The sequence below is a fragment of the Streptomyces sp. CA-210063 genome (assembly GCF_024612015.1).
In the GTDB taxonomy this organism is placed as follows: domain Bacteria; phylum Actinomycetota; class Actinomycetes; order Streptomycetales; family Streptomycetaceae; genus Streptomyces.
Genome location: NZ_CP102512.1, coordinates 8,230,425 through 8,248,939, shown reverse-complemented (window position 1 = coordinate 8,248,939; position 18,515 = coordinate 8,230,425). Strand labels below are relative to the sequence as shown.

14 protein-coding genes and 1 pseudogene are annotated in these 18,515 nt (G+C 68.7%); 6 read left to right on the top strand and 9 right to left on the bottom strand.

What is annotated here, in order from left to right:
* Positions 1-66: 66 nt before the first annotated feature.
* Positions 67-1,518, top strand: a complete 1,452-nt coding sequence (locus JIX56_RS36035; RefSeq protein ID WP_257546855.1) for a peptidoglycan D,D-transpeptidase FtsI family protein — start codon at positions 67-69, stop codon at positions 1,516-1,518.
* 117 nt (positions 1,519-1,635) lie between these two features.
* On the opposite strand, the gene JIX56_RS36030 is transcribed toward JIX56_RS36035, so the two are convergent.
* Complete coding sequence (locus JIX56_RS36030) at positions 1,636-3,087, bottom strand: NCS2 family permease (protein ID WP_257546854.1); 1,452 nt, start codon at positions 3,085-3,087, stop codon at positions 1,636-1,638.
* Positions 3,088-3,357: 270 nt separating this feature from the next.
* Between JIX56_RS36030 and JIX56_RS36025 the strand changes: the two genes are divergently transcribed.
* The 4 genes from JIX56_RS36025 (at position 3,358) to JIX56_RS36010 (ending at position 7,458) form a co-directional block, all read left to right on the top strand.
* Entirely contained in the window at positions 3,358-3,963 is a 606-nt protein-coding gene (locus tag JIX56_RS36025) for a SigE family RNA polymerase sigma factor (RefSeq protein WP_257546852.1), read from the top strand.
* Positions 3,960-4,829: a hypothetical protein gene (locus JIX56_RS36020; RefSeq protein WP_257546850.1), complete on the top strand. Its 870-nt coding sequence runs from the start codon at positions 3,960-3,962 to the stop codon at positions 4,827-4,829. The genes JIX56_RS36025 and JIX56_RS36020 overlap by 4 nt, the downstream gene beginning before the upstream one ends.
* An 84-nt stretch (positions 4,830-4,913) precedes the next feature.
* On the top strand, positions 4,914-5,744 hold the full coding sequence (locus tag JIX56_RS36015) for a pectate lyase (protein ID WP_257546848.1): 831 nt from the start codon (positions 4,914-4,916) through the stop codon (positions 5,742-5,744).
* A gap of 31 nt (positions 5,745-5,775) precedes the next feature.
* Positions 5,776-7,458: a rhamnogalacturonan lyase B N-terminal domain-containing protein gene (locus JIX56_RS36010; protein WP_257546846.1), complete on the top strand. Its 1,683-nt coding sequence runs from the start codon at positions 5,776-5,778 to the stop codon at positions 7,456-7,458.
* Positions 7,459-7,641: 183 nt separating this feature from the next.
* On the opposite strand, the gene JIX56_RS36005 is transcribed toward JIX56_RS36010, so the two are convergent.
* The gene (locus tag JIX56_RS36005) at positions 7,642-8,799 is read right to left on the bottom strand and encodes a right-handed parallel beta-helix repeat-containing protein (RefSeq protein WP_257546844.1); all 1,158 of its coding nucleotides are present in this window, start codon (positions 8,797-8,799) and stop codon (positions 7,642-7,644) included.
* Between the two features lie 234 nt (positions 8,800-9,033).
* On the opposite strand from JIX56_RS36005, the pseudogene JIX56_RS36000 reads away from it, so the two are divergent.
* A pseudogene (locus tag JIX56_RS36000) lies at positions 9,034-10,092 on the top strand (glycoside hydrolase family 43 protein); the annotation flags it as partial.
* A gap of 14 nt (positions 10,093-10,106) precedes the next feature.
* Here the strand turns inward: JIX56_RS36000 and JIX56_RS35995 are convergent.
* From JIX56_RS35995 to JIX56_RS35965, 7 genes are all read right to left on the bottom strand, one after another.
* A complete protein-coding gene (locus JIX56_RS35995; protein WP_257546842.1) occupies positions 10,107-11,225 on the bottom strand; it encodes a right-handed parallel beta-helix repeat-containing protein in 1,119 nt (372 codons plus the stop codon).
* A 54-nt stretch (positions 11,226-11,279) separates the two neighbouring features.
* Positions 11,280-12,512 (bottom strand): dienelactone hydrolase family protein, encoded by a 1,233-nt coding sequence (locus JIX56_RS35990; protein WP_257546840.1) that lies wholly within the window; start codon positions 12,510-12,512, stop codon positions 11,280-11,282.
* A gap of 40 nt (positions 12,513-12,552) precedes the next feature.
* Positions 12,553-13,581 (bottom strand): pectinesterase family protein, encoded by a 1,029-nt coding sequence (locus JIX56_RS35985; protein ID WP_257546838.1) that lies wholly within the window; start codon positions 13,579-13,581, stop codon positions 12,553-12,555.
* A 1-nt stretch (position 13,582) separates the two neighbouring features.
* Positions 13,583-14,701 carry a pectinesterase family protein gene (locus JIX56_RS35980; RefSeq protein ID WP_257546836.1) on the bottom strand — a complete coding sequence of 373 codons (1,119 nt, stop codon included), beginning with the start codon at positions 14,699-14,701 and terminating at the stop codon, positions 13,583-13,585.
* Entirely contained in the window at positions 14,701-16,008 is a 1,308-nt protein-coding gene (locus JIX56_RS35975) for a pectate lyase family protein (RefSeq protein ID WP_257546835.1), read from the bottom strand. The genes JIX56_RS35980 and JIX56_RS35975 overlap by 1 nt, the downstream gene beginning before the upstream one ends.
* A gap of 141 nt (positions 16,009-16,149) precedes the next feature.
* The gene (locus JIX56_RS35970; protein ID WP_257546833.1) at positions 16,150-16,956 is read right to left on the bottom strand and encodes a rhamnogalacturonan acetylesterase; all 807 of its coding nucleotides are present in this window, start codon (positions 16,954-16,956) and stop codon (positions 16,150-16,152) included.
* A 152-nt stretch (positions 16,957-17,108) separates the two neighbouring features.
* On the bottom strand, positions 17,109-18,458 hold the full coding sequence (locus JIX56_RS35965; RefSeq protein WP_257546831.1) for an ABC transporter substrate-binding protein: 1,350 nt from the start codon (positions 18,456-18,458) through the stop codon (positions 17,109-17,111).
* Between the last annotated feature and the right edge of the window lie 57 nt (positions 18,459-18,515).

Below are 18,515 nucleotides of genomic sequence, written 5' to 3'. Positions count from 1 at the left end.
AGGACCCCATGAGAAAACCGGGCGAAGGGAACGGCTGATCGCATCCCGATCGTCTTTCCGGGTGCCATGAACAAGACGATCAGGCGCAGCGCCGTCTTCACCCTGCTGCTCGTGCTCGCCCTGCTGGTGAGGGCGACATGGGTGCAGTTCTACGAGGCCACGGCGCTCGCGGACGACCAGGACAACCGGCGCAACGCGATTCTGACGTACGCGGACCCGCTCGGGAACATCATCGTGGCCGGCGACTCGATCACCGGCTCGGCCCGGACCGAGGGCGGCGACCTCGCGTACAAGCGCACGTACACCGACGGCGAGCTGTACGCGGCGGTGACGGGCTATGCCTCGCAGGCCTACGCGCCCACGCAGTTGGAGGGCATCTACCAGGAGCTCCTCAACGGCACGGACCTCCGCCTGAAGACCGTGATGGACACGGTCACCGACAAGCGGGCCGACCCGGGCAATGTGATCACCACGATCGACCCGGCCGTGCAGAAGGCGGCGTACGACGCGCTCGGCGACAAGAAGGGCGCGGCCGTCGCGATCGACCCGACGAACGGGAAGATCCTCGCGGTGGTGTCGACCCCGTCGTACGACCCGTCGTCGCTCACCGATGCCAACACCGCCGGTACGGCCTGGAAGAAGCTCAACGCCGACGAGGACAAGCCGCTGACCAACCGGGCGCTGCGCCAGCCGCTGCCGCCGGGGTCGACGTTCAAGCTGGTCGTGGCGGCGGCCGCGCTGGAGGACGGGCTGTACGCGTCGGTGGACGCCAGGACCGACAGTCCGGACCCGTACACCCTGCCGGACACCACCACGGAGCTGTCGAACGAGAACGCGAGCGCGCCCTGCGAGAACGCCACGATCCGTACGGCGCTGCGGTACTCGTGCAACAACGTCTTCGCGAAGATGGCCGTCGACCTCGGGCAGGACAAGGTGCGGGCGACGGCCGAGAAGTTCGGCTTCAACGACAAGACGCAGGACGTGCCCGTGCGGGCCTACGAGAGCGTCTACCCGTCGGACATGAACAGGCCCTCCACGGCCCTGACAGGCATCGGCCAGTACGACGTCACCGCGACGCCGCTCCAGATGGCCATGGTGTCGGCGGCGATAGCGAACGGCGGCAAGCTGGTCTCGCCGCACATGGTCGCGCAGATCACCAACAGTGGCGGCGATGTCCTGGAGGACTACGACGCCGAGGCGGACACCAAGGAGATCGTCAGCTCGGAGACCGCCGAGCAGTTGCAGTCGGCGATGCGGACGGTCGTGGAGGACGGCACGGGTACGAACGCGCGGATCAGCGGGGCGACCGTGGGCGGCAAGACCGGTACGGCCCAGAACGGCGAGAAGAACAGCAAGACGCCGTACGCCTGGTTCACGTCGTACGGGAAGGCCGACGGCAAGGAGGTCGCTGTCGCGGTCGTCGTCGAGCAGTCGAACGCGGCGCGGTCGGAGGTCAGCGGCAACGGGTTGGCCGCGCCGGTTGCGAGGGCCGTGATGGAGGCGGCGCTGAAGGGTTGAAGACCACCTGAATAAGAAGGGCCGCCCCTCTCCCCCCGGGGGCGGCCCTTCGTTTTCGACTGCCGGCCGTATGTGGCTGGTCGCGCAGTTCCCCGCGCCCCTTACGGGGCGCGGTGGTTACTTGACCCCGAACAGCTGCTGGATCGGGTTGATCGCGAAGTACACCAGGAACAGGGCCGAGGTGCCCCACAGCAGCCAGTGGATCTCCTTGGCCTTGCCGAGGACCGTCTTGATGAGGACGAAGGCGAGGAAGCCGGCGCCGATGCCGTTGGTGATGGAGTAGGTGAACGGCATCACGGCGATGGTGAGGAACGCCGGGATGGCGATCTCGTACTTGTCCCAGTCGATGTTCTTGACCTGGGTCATCATCAGGAAGCCGACGGCGACGAGCGCGGGGGCGGCGGCCTGCATGGGGACGATGGTCAGCAGCGGGGTGAGGAAGAGCGCCACCGCGAAGAGGCCGCCGGTGATCAGGTTGGAGAAACCGGTGCGCGAGCCCTCGCCGACGCCGGCCGCGGACTCGATGTAGGAGGTCGCGGAGGACGAGGAGGCCGCGCCGCCCGCGACGGCCGCGGCACCGTCGATGAGGAGGACCCGGCCGAGGTTCGGGACCTTGCCCTCCTCGTCCAGCAGGCCCGCCTCGGCGGTGATGCCGACGACCGTGCCCATGGTGTCGAAGAAGTCCGACAGCAGCAGGGTGAAGATCAGCAGGACGACCGTGATGACGGTGGTCTCGCCGAACGAGCCGAACAGGCTGAAGTCGCCGATCAGTCCGAACTCTGGGGCGGCGACGATGTCGTCGGGGACCTTCGGGGTGGTCAGGCCCCAGCTCTTGATGTCGGCCACCGAGTTGATCACGATCGCAACGACCGTCATCGTCAGGATGCTGATGAGGATCGCGCCCTTCACCTTGCGGGCGAGGAGGCCGATGGTCAGCAGGACACCGAGACAGAAGACCAGGATGGGCCAGCCGGACAGCGCGCCGGTGGCGCCGAGCTGCACCGGGACGGTGGTGTTCGCGATGTCCGGGATACGGGTGACGAACCCGGCGTCGACGAAGCCGATGAAGGCGATGAACAGGCCGATGCCGACGCTGATCGCCTGCTTGAGCGCCTGCGGGATGGCGTGCATGACGGCCTCGCGCAGGCCCGTGACCACCAGGACGCAGATGAGGAGGCCTTCGAGGACGACCAGGCCCATCGCGTCGGACCAGCTCATCAGCGGGGCTATCTGGAAGGCGACGACCGCGTTGAGTCCGAGGCCGGCGGCGAGTGCGAGCGGCAGGTTGCCGCCGACGCCCATGATGATCGTCATCACGGCGGCCACGAGGGCGGTGGCGGTGACGAGTTCGGCGCCGTCGAGGGTGTGGCCGTACTTGTCCTTGGCGCTGCCGAGGATGATGGGATTCAGGACAAGGATGTACGCCATCGTGAAGAACGTGGCGAAGCCGCCGCGTACCTCCCGGGCGAAGGTGGATCCCCGAGCGGTGATCTTGAAGAAGCGATCGACGCTGCTCGCCCCGGGTGGCGCGGCTCCGGGACGGTCGGCCACCTTCTGTGCGTCGGACATGAACGGTGCTCCTAGTGACGTGCGTGGACTACGCGCGGATGCTGGCTGGATTGTTCCCCTGTTGAACCCGATTCAGGTTTTCTCCGTGTTACGGAATCGGAGTTCTCCCTGCAAGACGGCGTTCGACGCCGCGTACGAACACCTTTCACGATCACTGCTACTCTTCCGGATCTCGTCGGGAGTCGACCCCGGACGATCACATGTCATTCACATGACACGCACGGGCAGCAGGCTCGGCTGTCTGTGGCCGCAGCGAGAAGAGAGGTCCCCGTGGGCACTGTCGTCGACGACGCAGCCTCCGTGGAGTTCCACGCTTTCTTCGAACGGCATTATGCCGAACTGTCCCGCCTGGCCCATCTGCTGACGGGTGAGGCCGACGCCGCCGACGACCTGGCCGCGGACGCGTTGCTCGCGTTGTGGCACCGCTGGGACCGGGTCCGCGCGGCGGACCATCCGGTGGCGTACGCCCGCGGTGTCGTCGCCAATCTGGCCCGCACCCGGATCCGCAGCGCGGTCCGCGAGCGCCGCAGGATCACACTGTTCTGGTCGCAGCGCGAGGAGAAGACCGAGAATCCCGATGTGGCCGGCGTGGTCGACGTCCAGTCGGCGCTGCGCAGGCTGCCGTTCCGCAAGCGGGCGTGTGTGGTCCTGCGGCATGCCTTCGATCTCTCGGAGAAGGACACGGCGCTCGCCCTCGGGGTCTCGGTCGGTACGGTGAAGAGCCAGACGTCCAAGGGGATGGCCGAGTTGCAGAAGCTGCTCGGCACCGGGGACGCACCGCGGCGTATGCACGCGGGCGTGAACGGCACCGCGGGCGTGACGGGCACGAGTGTGACCGGCGCGGGTGTGCCGAGCAGCGGAGGAAGGGACCGATGAGGGACGTGCACGAGGAGCTGCGTGCCCGGCTGCGCGAGTCGGCCGAGGCGCACGAGCCCGACCGCGCCCGCATCCTGGCCCGGATCGAGCGCGGCATGGCCGCCCCCGGGGAGCGCCGCGTCCGCGAGGCGACGCGTCCGCCGCTGTGGGGCTGGGTGCGGGTGGTCACCGCCACCGCCGGTGTCGCGGGTGTGCTCGCGGTCGGCGGTTACGCGGTCGCCTCCGCGGTGAAGGGCGAGGAGAAGCCACCGGCCGACCAGACGGTCGCGGTCTCCCCGACGCCGGTCGACTCCCCGGCCGCGACGAGCCGGGCACCGGTCCCGCCCGACCAGCCGGGCCCGAGCGCCGGCGGCGGCGAGAAGCAGAAGGAACCCCGCTCGACCCCGTCCACGAGCCCGTCCACCAAGGACACGTCCGCGCCGGAGCTGCCCACCTCGGGGGACGAGGAGGACGGTCCGCTCTGGTCGGACGGTTCGGTCGACCCGCACAGCAACGACTTCTGGGCGCAGAGCAATGTGACCCTGAAGACGGACGAGCAACTCACCGAGCTGACCGTCCAGTTGCGGATCGCCCAGACCGGCGGGGTCACCTCCGCCGGCGCCTGGCGCTCGCTGCCGGAGCAGGACTTCGACCTCACGGTCGAGGAGGACGACGGCTTCCTGGTCTACACCTGGGTGCTGAAGGACGGCCGTACGGTCCCGAAGGGCGAGTTCGTCTTCGCCGGGCAGTACAACCACGAGCGCGGCGGCCGGGACGCGGGCGACGACCGCTACGCGATGGCGGCGAAGGCCGCCGGCGACGACCTCGCGGTGGCGGGCGACTTCGAGGGCAACGACGACGACTCCACAGACGAAGGCGATTCGTAAAGAAATCTCGCGGAGACGGCAACCCTTTCCCCACCGGTGGCGACCAAGAGGCGCAAGAGTCACCACCACCAAGGAATCGGGTTCATGACCGCACCTGCAGAACAGCGCGTCCGGCACCGCCGTCGGGTCACCCGCCGGCGGGCCGTGATCGGCTCGGTGGCCGCCCTCGCCCTCACCGGCGGGGCCGTCGTCACGACGTCGCTGCTGTCCACCGCCGGCGCCGCCGCGACCTGGCCGACGGCCAAGGGCAGCAAGGCCGTCTCCTCGACGATCAAGGTGTCGGGCACGTACGACGGCAAGCTGAAGAAGTTCTTCGGCAAGGGCGCGCTCGGCGGCGGCGGCCAGGACGAGGGCCAGGACCCGATCTTCGAGCTGGCGGACGGCGCGGTCCTGAAGAACGTGATCATCGGCGTCCCGGGAGCGGACGGAGTGCACTGCAAGGGCAGCTGCACCCTCAAGAACGTGTGGTGGCTGGACGTCGGTGAGGACGCCGCCAGCTTCAAGGGCAAGTCGTCGAAGGCCGTGTACAAGGTCGTCGGGGGCGGCGCGAGGAAGGCCGCGGACAAGGTCTTCCAGTTCAACGGCGCCGGGAAGCTCACCATCACCGGCTTCCGCGTGCGGAACTCCGGCAAGCTGGTGCGCTCCTGCGGCAACTGCGCGAAGCAGTACAAGCGCACGATCGTGCTGAGCGACATCGACGTCGTGGCACCCCTGAAGGCGATCGTCGGCGTCAACGCCAACTACGGCGACACCGCCACGCTCTCGAAGATCCGCATCCACGGTGACCCCAAGAAGAAGGTCAAGACCTGCGTGCGCTTCAAGGGCAACAGCTCGGGCAAGGAGCCGACCCAGATCGGCGTGGGCGCGGACGGAACCACCTGCAAGTTCCCGTCATCTGCCCTCACATACAAGTAACCCCAGATCCGACAATCCCGGAGAACCACCCTTGAGCACCCACAAGAGACGTCTCACGCGCCGACGCGTGCTCGGGGCCGGCGCCCTCGGCGTCGCCGCCACCGGTGCCGCCGTCGCGGGCGGCACCGGCCTCCTCTCCACCGCCTCCGCCGCCGGCTTCGGCCACTCCGACGACGGCAGGAACCTCGTCGTCGACACCGGGGCCGACCTGGTCTTCAAGGTCTCCAAGACCACCGGCGACATCACGTCCCTCGTCCACAAGGGCAAGGAGTACGAGGGCTACGGCGGCAAGCACTCCCACGTCGAGTCCGGTCTCGGCGCCTCGACCGTCACCATCGAGCAGTCCGGGTCGACGATCCTGATCAAGGCCGTGCACGGCGCGATCACCCAGTGGTACGCGGCCCGCAGCGGCCAGAACAACATCTACCTGTGGACGAACAAGGCGGACGCGTCCTTCACGGCGACCCGCTTCCTCGTCCGTCTGAAGTCCGGGATGTTCCCCAACGAGGGCCCGGACTCCTGGATCGAGGCCTCCGACAAGGTCATCGAGGCCGGTGACGTCTGGCGGCGCTCGGACGGCACGACCCACTCCAAGCACTACTCGGGCAAGCGGGTCATCGACTACGACCACATCGGCTTCACCACCGGTTCGGTCGGCCTGTGGATCGTCCGCTCCAACCACGAGAAGGCCTCCGGCGGCCCCTTCTACCGCTCGCTGCTGCGTCACTCCAACGACCTGGGCGCCGGGCTCTACGAGATCCTGCACTACAACCAGGCCCAGACGGAGGCGGAACGTTTCGGCCTCCAGGGCCCCTACGTCCTTGCCTTCACGAACGGCGGGGCGCCCTCGTCCTCCCTGTCCCACGACAAGCTGGACACCTCCTGGGTGGACGGACTGGGCATCACCGGCTGGGTCGGCAAGGCCGGGCGCGGCAAGGTGGCCGGCGTGGGCCTCAAGGGCATGGACGCCACGTACGCCTACACGGTCGGCTTCGCCAACGCGGACGCCCAGTACTGGGCGAAGGCGGCCGCCGGCACCGGCGCCTTCTCCTGCAAGGGGATGCTGCCGGGCACGTACACGCTGACCGTCTACAAGGGCGAGCTGGCCGTGCACACCCGGGAGGTGAAGGTGACGGCGGGCGGCTCGACCGCGCTGAACAGCATCACCCTCACCGGCGATCCCTCCGCCGCGAAGACCGTCTGGCGGCTCGGCGACTGGGACGGCACACCCGGCGAGTTCAAGAACGCCGAGCTGATGACGTACGCGCATCCCTCCGACGGCCGGGCGGCGAAGTGGACGGGCAACGTCACGCTCGGCAGCGGGGACCCGGCCGCGTCCTTCCCCGCGTACATGTGGCAGGCCGTCAACGACGGCATCCTCATCTACTTCAAGCTCACCGCCGCCCAGGCCGCCGCCGCGCACACCCTGCGTATCGGCGTCACGGACGCGTTCGCGGGCGGGCGACCGCGGGTATCAGTCAACGACTGGGTCTCGCCGATCCCGGCGGCTCCCAAGCAGCCCTCCACCCGCTCGCTCACCACGGGGTCGTACCGGGGGAACAACCACACGTTCACCTACAGCGTCCCTGCCAGTGCGTGGAAGTCGAACACCGGTGAGTACAACATCCTGAAGATCAACATCGTCAGTGGTTCGAGCGGCACGGACTTCCTGAGTCCGGGCACCTCGTTCGACTGCCTGGACCTGCTGGCCTGAGCCCCCCTCGGCCGGCAGCAGGTGCCGACCAGAGCCCCCCTCGGGGTCGGCACGCACAACGCCCCCCGCCGGTGACGACCGGCGGGGGGCGCCTTTTGAGGGGCGGGAGCCCTTCAGGGGCGCGGGGAACCGCGCGACCGGCCACAGACGGCCCGCAGCTCCCCACAACCCTTTCGCGGCAGTTCAGTTCATCGTCGAACCGATAGCCGTGGAGCCCGTCGTCAAGAACGACGTGGCCGGCAGCGAGCCATCCGCCTTACGGGCGCCGTACGCGCCGGCCGCATCCGTCGACTTGAAGGCCGGCGCGGCCACCCCGCTGTCCCAGTTGTTCGCGGCGGACACCGTGGACGAGCCCAGCTTCGCCTTCCCCGTCCCGTTGCCCACCGCGAGGTTCCGTGCCAGCCGGGCCTTGCCGGTGGCGAAGTAGAAACCCTGCGCCTTGTTGGCGTACGCGGTGTTGCGGTTCAGCAGGATCGCCCCGGTGTTGGAGTTCTCGGTGAAGCCGTGCAGCGTGTTGCCCCAGGCCGCGTTGTTGTTGACGGAGTGGGCGACGGACGCTCCGCCGCCGCCCAGCTTGAACCCGTTGCCGTTGCCCTCGAACGCGGAGTCGTTCCAGCGGTTCTTGCCGTTGCCGAAGGCCCAGGAGTGCTCGATGGTGACGGGCGAGGAGAACTGCCAGAGGTCGAGCCCGTCATCCGCGTTGTTGTAGAGGCGCGCGCCGGTGATCTTGTTGCCGGTGCCGGAGCCGAACTTCACGGCGATGCCGTCGGCGTTCTGGCCGTGGTTCGCGGCGTCGTAGTTGCCGTGACTGTCCAGGTTCCGCACGAGGTTGCCGGTCGTGCCGTCGCCGCGCAGCGTGAAGCCGGAGTCGCCGTTGTTCGCGGTGACGAGGTTCTCGAAGATCCCGCCGACCGAGGACGTGGCGACGAAGCCCTGGGCCGGGGAGTTCTGGAAGGTGAGGCCCGAGACGGTCCAGTGGTCGCCGTAGATCCCGGCGAGCCAGGAGCCGGCGGCGAGCTTGGAGCCGTCGATCGTGACCTTCTCGCTGCCGTACGCGGTGAGCGTGATCCGGGCCGAGGCGGTGCCGTTCGCCGTGGACTTCAGGGTCCGCGTCGGCTGGTAGGTGCCGCCGCGCACCTGGATGGTCGTACCGGCGGTGGCGCTCGCGACGGCCGCCTCCAGCTGGGCGGTGCCGGAGACGGTGACCGTGGTGGCAGCGGCCTGGGCACCGTTGTTCGAGAGGCCCAGGTGGACGCCGCCCGCCCCCGCGGCGACGGACACGGCGGCGGCGATCGACAGGGTGCGGGTTCTGCGATGGCGTCCGTTGGTGCTCTGACGCACGGGTGGTCCTTTCTCAGGGGGACGAGGACGAAGCAGGCCGGAGGGGCCGCCCCGGCCCGCTTCTGATCACTGGTCGCCACCCGGCGGCAAAGGGTTGCCGTGTCCATGCGGAAATTGGTCGAAAGTTTCGCTCGGAGTCTTCACACGCACAGCGATTGACGCGCTGAACCCCACTGACAACACTCCGAGGACAGCTCGCCCAACAGAATCCACCAGACTCCCACAGGATGTGTCATGAGCCGCACCGCCCGCACGATCCTGCTCCCTCTCCTGGCCCTCCTCCTCGGCCTGCTCGCCGCACCGCCGAGCCCGGCGCAGTCCGAGGCCGCGCCCGCCAAGAAACCCAAGAAGTACGCCGGTTATCTCTTCGCCTACTTCACCGGCGAGGGCACCGCCGACGGCGAGCAGATCCGCTACGCGCTCAGCGAGGGCAACGACGCCCTGCACTGGCGGGAGTTGAACGCGGGCGCGCCCGTCCTCACCTCCACCATCGGCGAGAAGGGTCTGCGCGACCCGTTCGTGATCCGCTCCCCCAAGGGCGACAAGTTCTACATGATCGCGACCGACCTGCGCATGTACCAGAACAGCAGCGGCAGTTGGGACCACGTCCAGCGCCACGGCAGCAAGTCCGTCATGGTCTGGGAGTCCACCGACCTGGTCCACTGGACCGACCAGCGCCTGGTGAAGGTGTCCCCCGACAACGCGGGCAACACCTGGGCGCCGGAGGCGTACTGGGACAGCGGGCTCGGCAAGTACGTGGTCTTCTGGGCGTCGAAGCTCTACGCCGACGACGACCCGGAGCACACCGGCTCGACGTACAACAAGATGATGTACGCGACGACGAAGGACTTCCGCACGTTCAGCGCGCCGAAGGTGTGGAACGACCCCGGCTACTCGGTCATCGACTCGACGGTGGTCGAGCACAAGGGCACGTACTACCGCTACACGAAGGACGAGCGGGACCCGACGTCCTCCAGCCCGTGCGCGAAGTTCATCACGGGCGAGAAGTCGACGTCCCTGACCTCGACCACGTACGACTTCGTCGCGGACTGCATCGGCAGTGGCGCGATGGAACGCGGGGAGGGGCCGACCGTCTTCAAGTCGAACACCGAGGAGAAGTGGTACCTCTTCATCGACGAGTACGGCGGCCGCGGCTACCTCCCGTTCGAGACGACGGATCTCGCCTCGGGCCGGTGGACGCCGTCACAGAACTACGACCTGCCCACCAGCCCGAGGCACGGCACGGTCATCCCGGTCACGAAGAAGGAGTACGACCGGCTGCTGGCCGCCTACGCGTAGGCCCCCGCTCAGTTCATCGTCGCGCCGATGGTCGTGCTGCCCGTGGTCAGGAAGGTGGTCGCGGGCAGCGTGCCGCTCGACGAGCGGGCGTTGTACGTCGAGGTGGCGTCGGTGGAGCGGAAGGAGGGCGTGGAGATGCCGGAGTCCCAGTTGTTGCCGGACGACACGACCGACGAGCCCTTGTTCACCGAGCCGGAGCCGTTGCCGACCGCCAGGTTCTTGCCGAGGCGGCCCGCGCCGGTGGCGAAGTAGTAGCCCCACTTGGCGTTGGCGTAGGCGGTGGTGCGGTTGATGACGATGGCGCCCTTGTTGCTGTTCTCGGTGAAGCCGTTGCCGGCGTTGTCCCAGGCGGCCGAGTTGTTGATGACATGGGCGACCACCTCGCCGTCGCCGCCCAGCTTGTAGCCGTTGCCGTCGCCCGCGAACGCGGAGTCCGACCAGCGGTTCTTGCCGTTGCCCATCGCCCAGGTGTGCTCGACGGTGACGGGCGAGGAGAAGGACCAGAAGTCCAGACCGTCGTCCGAGTTGTTGTAGAGGCGGGCACCGGTGATGAGGTTGCCGCTGCCGGAGCCGAACTTCACGGCGATGCCGTCCGCGTTCTCGCCGTGGGTGGCCGCGTCGTAGTGGCCGTACGAGTCGATGTTGCGGACCAGGTTGTTGGTGGTGCTGTCGCCGGTGAGCGTGAAGCCGGAGTCGCCGCCGTTGATGGTCCTGATGTTGTCCCAGACCGTGGAGGCGCAGGACTGGCAGACGACCGCGCTGTCCGGGGAGTTCTGGAAGGTGATCCCGGAGACGGTCCAGTAGTCGGCGGTCAGCTTGAAGATCCAGTCGCCGTCGGGGAGGTTCGAGCCGTCGATCTTCACGGTCTCGGAGCCGTAGGGCTGGAGCTGGATCCGGCTGGAGGAGGTGCCGTTCGCCGTCGACTGGAGGGTCGCCGTCGGATAGTAGGTGCCGCCGCGTACCTGGATGACCGTGCCGGCGGTGGCGTTCTTGATGGCGTTGGACAGGTCGGTGGAGTTGCTGACGACCACGGTGGCGGCCTGGGCGGGGGTCGCCAGGATGCCGAGGCCGGCGGCGGTCGCGGCGGCGGTGGCGAGAGCGGTGAGGGAGATCCTCGTACGATGCATGACGTGCGGGTCCTTTCGTCGTGACGCACAGGGGGACGGACGAAAACGGACGTGCTACAGGACGGCGTCCAGCCATGTGAAGGCGTCGTCCTGCATGGGGGCGGTGAACACATGGCCGAGGTCCGGCCGGATGCGGATGTCCAACCGCTCCCCGGCGTGGCGTGAGCGCCAGACGGCGCGCAGCTTCTCGTGGGCGACCCGGAGACCCTCGCCGGTGAAGAGGGGGTCCTGGCCGCCGTGGAGGAAGAGCATCGGCTTGGGGGCGCCGATGCTCGCCACGTCGGGGAAGTCGAGGTGCCGGGCGAGCCCGGGATGGAGCATGTAGTAGGAGGACTGGCCGCGCAGGATGTTGTTGCCGGGCACCATGACCTCCTTGAGCCCGGTCATCCAGCACACGCTCGCGGCGGCCGCGATGTCGTCGCTGAGCGCGGCCGTCTGCCAGGCCCGGAAGGCGCCCATGGAGAAGCCGAGGGCCGCGACCCGGCGCCGGTCCACCCGGTCGAGGCCCGCCAGGAAGGCCGCCGCGCGCACGTCCTCCCTGGCCATGAGCCCGGCGAGTGATGAGCCCAGGTTGGAGAAGTTGCTCGCGAGGGCCTGCTGCTGGTCGTAGGTGACCGGTCCCCGGTCACCCCAGCCGAGCGCGTCGAGGGCGAGGACGACATAGCCCCGCCGGGCCAGTTCGTCGCCGACGAAACGCCCGCTGAAGTACCGGTCGGCCCAGGCCTGCGCGGAGGTCAGCCGGGTGTCGTCGTACCAGGGCCGGACCAGCTTCTCCTTCCCGATGTCGAACCTGGCGCCGTGGTCGTGCAGGAGGAGGACGGCCGGGAACGGTCCGGTGCCGTGCGGGGTGAGCAGGGCGCCCCGGACGCGGCTGTACCGGGTGAGGGAGAAGGTGACCAACTCCCGTGTGTAGCCGTCCCCTTCGGATCGCTGCCCGCCGAACTCGGGGGTGTACGGGGTGTCGTCCCGGGCGACGAACAGATGCTCCTCGACCTTGGCCCGAGCCGCCCGCCGCCAGGTGCGGAAGTCCCGGATCGGCGAGGTGCCCCAGGCGAGCGGGAAGCGGAGCTCCTCCTTGAGGAGGGGATGGAAGTCGGGGAGGGCGCCTTCCAGCGCGGCGGCCTCGGCGGCACCCGAGGGCTCCGCCCCGGCCGCCGCTGCCGATGCTGATGCCGCTACCGATGCCGCCGCATCCGTTCCCGCTCCCGCTCCCGTTCCCGCGAACAGCGCCGCCGCCCCCGCGCCCACGACGAAGGCGCGGCGCCGCACAGGAGCACGAGCGGCCACCGGATCACGGGCAGTCGCCGGATCATGGGCAGTCGCCGGATCATGAGCGGCCATAAGGCCTCCAGTCCCCCAGATACGTCCGCCGCGTGTGCGCCCCGGCTTCGGCGTCCGTGAGCTGGGGCCGGTTCTCCGGCACCGAGATCACCGCGCCCGGACCGGAGTTGGCGTACTCGCGAAAGCGCATGGTCTGCCAGGGATAGGCCTCGCGCATGTTGGTGTACGGGGCGACCGCGTCGATCCCGGGGCCGATCCAGGTGTCCCGCACGACCAGCGAGGGCCAGGCGGTCGTCTCGTACGACGGCACCCAGGGACGGGCGATCTTGTACGCCGCGTCCTCGGCGCCGGAGGTGATCCGGCTGCGGAGGGCGAGGAAGCCGTAGGGGTTGGCCCGGGCGGTGGCGGGGGCGAAGACCATGCCCTTGGGGGTGAAGGACACATCCCGCTGGAGGGTGCGGAAGTGACAGGAGTCGAAGACGGCCCGGGCCCGCCCGAACACGAAGTCCACGTCACCCTCGATGTAGCAGTGCCGGTAGTACTGCCGGTCGAAGGCGTCCAGCGCGGTGGTGTCCGCGAACAGGGTGTCCTGGTGGGCGAGGAACCGGACGTTCTCGACGTGCGACCGGTCCCCGGTGACATACGCGGCGACGGCCTGCGTCCCCGTGACGTCGGGGTGGTCCGCGCGCAGCCAGTCGTTGGCGAGGGTCAGGTCGCGTACGGTCAGCCCGGGCGCCGCCGAGGTGAAGGTGGCGGAGCCCGCGGTGCCGTAGGTACCGCCCTCGGGCCTGGGGGTGCCGTTGGCGCGGTCGAAGACGATGACGGTGGCGCGGGGGTCGCGGGACGCGCCGCGCAGGGTCAACCCCCCTTTGCCTGCTGGGATGTTGACGACCTCGCGGTACGTCCCCGGGTGGACGACGATCGTCCACCCGGAGCCGTCCACCGCATCCACGGCCGCCTGGACCGACCCGCCGGGCCGCACGTGCAGGACCCGGCGGTTGTGGGCGAAGGCGGGTGCCGCGCCGGCGGCCACCAGGCCGCCGGCGATCCCGGTGAGCAGTGTGCGCCGACGCACCTCAGCACCTCTCCCACGGGGTCCAGTCACCGAGGTGGACCTCGCGGGTGGCCGACTCGGCCTGTTCATCCGTGAGTTGGGGCCGGTTCGCCGGGACGGAGACGACGGCGCCGGGTCCGGTGTTCCGGTACTCGGCGAACCGCTGGTCCTGCCAGGGGAAGCCCGACGACATGGTGGCGTAGGGCGCGACCGCGTCGATCCCGGCGCCGAGGCGGGTCTCGCGCACGGTGAGCATGGGCCGGGCGGTGGTGTCCGAGCTGGGCACCCAGGGGCGGGCCAGCTTGTAGTAGGCGTCCGGTGCCTCGCTGGTGATCCGGCCTCGGGTCACCAGATAGCCGCGCGGGTTGGCGCCCGCGGTGGAGGGCGCGAAGACGAACCCGTACGGGGCGCCCGTGAGGTCGGTCCTGGTCAGGGTGTGGAAGTGACAGCGTTCGAACACGGCCGTGGCCCGCCCGAAGACGAAGTCCACGTCCCCCTCGGCATAGCAGTCGCGGAAGTACTGCCGGGCGAAGGTGCCGAGTGCCATCGAGTCGGCGTACAGCGTGTCCTGATGACCGAGGAACCGGCATCGCACGAACGCCGACCGGTCGCCCTGCACCTTGATGGCGACTGCCTGGGTGCCGCTGATCCCCGGATGATCGGCACGCAGCCAGTCGTTGGCGAAGGTGATGTCCCGCGCGGTGAACCCGTCGGCCTGCACGAGCGTGGTCGCCGACCCGGTGGTGCCGTAGGTGCCGCCGCCGGGTTTCGGGGTGCCGGCCGCGTTGTCGTACACGACCACGACGTCCCGGGCGTCCCCCGAGGCGCCGATCCAGGTCATCTGCGTACGGGCGACACTGACGGCGACGGTCTCCCGGTACACGCCCGGGGCGACGACCAGCGTGTATCCGCTGCCGCTCGCGGCGGTCACGGCGGCCTGGACGGTGGTGAAGTCGCCGGAACCGCCGGCGTCCACGTACAGGGTCTGTTCGCTGAGCCGGGCGGACGGCGATCCGTACCGCCCGAAGACGGACCGTCCACGGGCGGCATGGGCGTACGGCGCGACCCCGAGCGCGAGCGCGGCCCCGACACTGGCGACGACGAACGACCTTCTGCTGAGCTCTATTTGACGTTCCGTCATCAGCAGACCTTCCCGGCACCCGCGCCGCCCGCGACGATGCCCGGCACGGCACGCGGCGGGTGGACCTTGGTCCGCAGGGTGGGCGTCCATCCGGCGCCGGACTGGAGGGTCTCCGCGGGGATCTCGGCGTTGTGGACGGCGATGAGGTCCGTCAGCTTGCCGTTGACGTAGTTGTTCTCGGCGGTGAGCGGCGACTCGTTCCACTTCTTCAGGACCTTGCCGACGCTCGCGCCGGGCGGCAGCGAGATCGCGTTGTCGCTGGCGTGCAGCTGCGAGGAGATGCCGACGCCGAAGATGTAGTAGTCGTCCTTCTGCGCCTCGGTGACCACGTAGTGGTTGTTGTAGACGTCGACCTGACCGAACCGCACGCGCGGGGAGCGCTGGAGGATCCCGTCGAAGCGGTTGTGGTGCATGGTGACCTTGAGCTTGCCGGCGTCGGTGGTGGCGAGGCCGTCGCCGTTTCCGATCAGCATGTTCTTGTCGTGGTTCTCGTAGCGGTTCCAGGACACGGTCACGTAGTTGGAGCCGCGCACGATGTCCGTCAGCCCGTCGTGCTGCTGGAAGACCTTGCCGAAGTAGACCGGCCGCTCGCTGTCGGGGAAGCGCCCGTCGGTGAACGTGTTGTGGTCGAGCCACACGTGGTCGGTGCCGTAGACGACCACGGTGTCGTACTCGGAGTTCCAGTTGCCGGTGTTGTTGTCGTCGGTCGGGTCCCACTTGGGGAAGCAGTCGAGCGGGGCCTCGATGGTGAGGTTGCGCATGATGACGTTCGAGACGCCCTTGATCTGGATGCTGCCACCGAGGATGCCGGAGTTCTTGCCGACGCCGACGATGGTGGTGTTGCTCGGGATGTTGGCCTTGATCTCCGAGTCCTGCCTGGCGGCGGACGCGACCCGCGCGTCCTCCTGCGGGCCGCTGGCGACCTCGTCGTTGCCCCAGACGGCCGGGTCGTAGTCCTTGAGGTACTGCTGGAGGTCGTACCCGCCGGTGACGAAGGCCTCACAGCCCTCGGAGACGGCGTCGATCAGGCCCTTGACCTTGATGATCTTCGGCGCGTCACCGCCGTCCTTCAGCGCGGCCTTGAACTCCGCCCAGGTGGTGACCGTGTAGATGTGCTCGGCCTTGGCCGCCGAGCCACCGGTGGTCCCACCCTCCGCCGAGCCCCAGCCGTCACCGGCGCCGAGCACCTGCCGACCGAGGTCACGCTCGGCGGCAGAGGCCACTCCGGTCCCGGTGACACCGAGCACGAGGGCGGTGCAGCCGACAACAGATGTCATGACATGGGCATGCCAGATACGAGGACGCATGAGTGCGGGTTCCTTTCGAAGCAGAAGGGGGAGGTGGCGCCCCCTTTGGGGGCGCGGGGCTGTGTCTATGTGCGGCTCCGCCGCGCGGGCGCGACCAGCCACAACCGACCGGCAGCCGAAAGCCGACCTACAAGCGGAGCGCTACGCCTCGGGCCACGTGATCCAGGAGTCCGGGATCTCCTCGTCCGAACGGCGAACATCCCGCGGCGAAAGCACCCGCCGTCGCAACAACTCGCCCACGACGAGCCGCGCCACGGCGATCGCCCCCGGCGGATTGAAGTGCGTGTTGTCCTGCTCGGTCTCGGTCCAGTTGAAGTACTTCTTGGTCTCCTCGACCCCGAGCTTCTGCCAGAGGGCGATCGACAGGGCCTGGACGTCGAGCAGAGCGACGTACTCCTTCTCGGCGAGCGCCCGCATGGACGCCGGATAGTCACCGTGCGTCGGCTGCGCCACCCCGGCCGCGTCGAACTTCCTGCGCTCGACGGACGTCGCGAGAACCGGCCGGGCGCCCCGGGCCCGAGCGCCGTCGATGTACTGGCGCAGACAGTCCTGGTAGGTCGTCCACGGCTCGGTGTACCGCGTCGGATCGGCGACCTTGGAGTCGTTGTGCCCGAACTGGATGACGAGGAAGTCCCCGGGCCGAATCACCTCGAGGATGGCGTCGAGTCGCCCCTCGTCGATGAAGCTCTTCGAACTACGGCCGTTCACCGCGTGGTTGGCGACCTTCAGCCCCGACCGGAGGAAGAACGGAAGAGCCATGCCCCATCCCGTCTCGGGAGCGGCGGCGGCGTACTTCTGCGCGGCGGTGGAATCACCGGCGATATGAATCGTGCGCTCCCGACGGGCCCCGCCGGGCGAGACCGCGGCGGACGCGGGCCCCGTGGCGGCGACGGCGAGCGGAACAGCGGCGACAGCCGCGCTGGTGACCTGTCTACGGGTGAGTGACACGTGCGGGTGCCTTTCTCAACAGGCTTACGGAAGGGGGCTGTTGTACGGTGCCTTTCAAGTGGGGGGGGATCCCCCGCGCCCCAAAGGGGCGCGGGGAACTGCGCGACCAGCCACAACGGACTGGCATCCTCGAACCGGCTCGCAGTGGAGCGTCAGCCCTTCTTCTGCTCATTCCATTCGGCCTGCGCCTTGTTCAGCTGATCGGCCAGCGAGTCCAGGAATTCCTTCGCAGTCGTCTGCCCGTCCATCACCTTCTGGAAGGCCGGCTCGTTGTCGGTCTTCGAGATCGTGTTCCAGTCCGGCAGGTAGTACGGCAGCTGCACGATCGTCGTCGACCCGTCGGTCAACGCGGCAGCGGCCAGCTTCGTCGGCTCGGCCTCGGAGATCCAGCTGTCCTTCGCGGCCTCGTTGTTCGCCGGCACCTGCCCCGCCGACTTGTTGAACTTGGAGTTCTCCTCGTGCGAGGTGGCGAACTCGATGAACTTCCAGGCCGCTTCCTTGTTCTTCGAGCTCTTGAACAGCCCGAGCCCGTCGACGGGGTTGGAGACCTGGACCCGCTTGCCGCCGGGACCGGTCGGCTGCGGAATGCCCCGGAACTTGTCGACGCCGAACGCCTTCACATGGTCCTGGTACGACCCCAGGTTGTGGTTCAGCATCCCGATCGTGCCGGAGTCGAACTGCGCGACCATCTTGGTGAAGTCGTTGTTGAGGTCGGCCGCCGGGGTGACCTTCTTGTAGAGGCCGACGTACTTCTCCAGGGCCTCGACGTTCTTCGGGTCGTTGACGGTGGTCTTCTCACCGGCGGAGTCCCAGAACGAGGTGATGCCGGACTGCCCGTACATCGCGTCCAGCGCCTGGGCGATGGAGCCGGCGCCACCGCGAATGGTGTAGCCGAACGCGTTCTTGTCCTTGTCGGTGAGCTTCTCGGCGGCCTCGTAGAACTTGTCCCAGTCGGTGGGCTCGTCGAGGCCCGCCTTCTCGAACAGGTCCGTGCGGTAGTAGAGGACGCCGTTGTTGGCGGAGGTCGGGATCGAGTACAGGGCGTCGCCCCCGCCGGCGGACTTCAGTGACTCGACCATCGCCTCGTTGAGCTTGCCGCTGAGCGAGGACTTGGAGAGCCGGTCGTCCAGCGGCTCCAGCGCACCCTGCGCGGCGAACCCGGCGGCCATGGCCGCGCCGACACCACCGACGTCCGGGAGGCCGCCGCCCTGGAGGGCGGTGTCGACCTTGGACTGGTACTCGGTGGAGGCGATCCCGACGTACTCGACCTTGATGTCCGGGTTGGCCTTCTGGAAGTCGGTGATGATCTCCTTCCAGATGTCGGTGCGGACACCGCCGTTGTTGTCCCAGAAGACGATCTCGCCCTTGCCGCTGCCCTCGGACCCCTTGTCGCCGCCCGCGCCACTGCCGTCGTCACCACAGGCGGTGGCGGTCAGCGCGAGTACGGATCCCAGGGCGATGGCCACAGCGGCGCGCCTGCTTCTGCGATTGCTGATCTTCATTGAACGGCTCTCTTCATTCTGGATACGAGGGTTATGAAGTTGTGGGGGGTCTGTTCT

Excerpts from the sequence above, each read along its gene's own strand:
- JIX56_RS35975 (WP_257546835.1), bottom strand. The coding sequence starts at position 16,008 with ATGCGTCCTCGTATCTGGCATGCCCATGTCATGACATCTGTTGTCGGC.
- JIX56_RS36020 (WP_257546850.1), top strand. The coding sequence starts at position 3,960 with ATGAGGGACGTGCACGAGGAGCTGCGTGCCCGGCTGCGCGAGTCGGCC.
- JIX56_RS36030 (WP_257546854.1), bottom strand. The coding sequence starts at position 3,087 with ATGTCCGACGCACAGAAGGTGGCCGACCGTCCCGGAGCCGCGCCACCC.
- JIX56_RS35980 (WP_257546836.1), bottom strand. The coding sequence starts at position 14,701 with ATGACGGAACGTCAAATAGAGCTCAGCAGAAGGTCGTTCGTCGTCGCC.
- JIX56_RS35965 (WP_257546831.1), bottom strand. The coding sequence starts at position 18,458 with ATGAAGATCAGCAATCGCAGAAGCAGGCGCGCCGCTGTGGCCATCGCC.
- JIX56_RS35995 (WP_257546842.1), bottom strand. The coding sequence starts at position 11,225 with ATGCATCGTACGAGGATCTCCCTCACCGCTCTCGCCACCGCCGCCGCG.
- JIX56_RS36015 (WP_257546848.1), top strand. The coding sequence starts at position 4,914 with ATGACCGCACCTGCAGAACAGCGCGTCCGGCACCGCCGTCGGGTCACC.
- JIX56_RS36035 (WP_257546855.1), top strand. The coding sequence starts at position 67 with ATGAACAAGACGATCAGGCGCAGCGCCGTCTTCACCCTGCTGCTCGTG.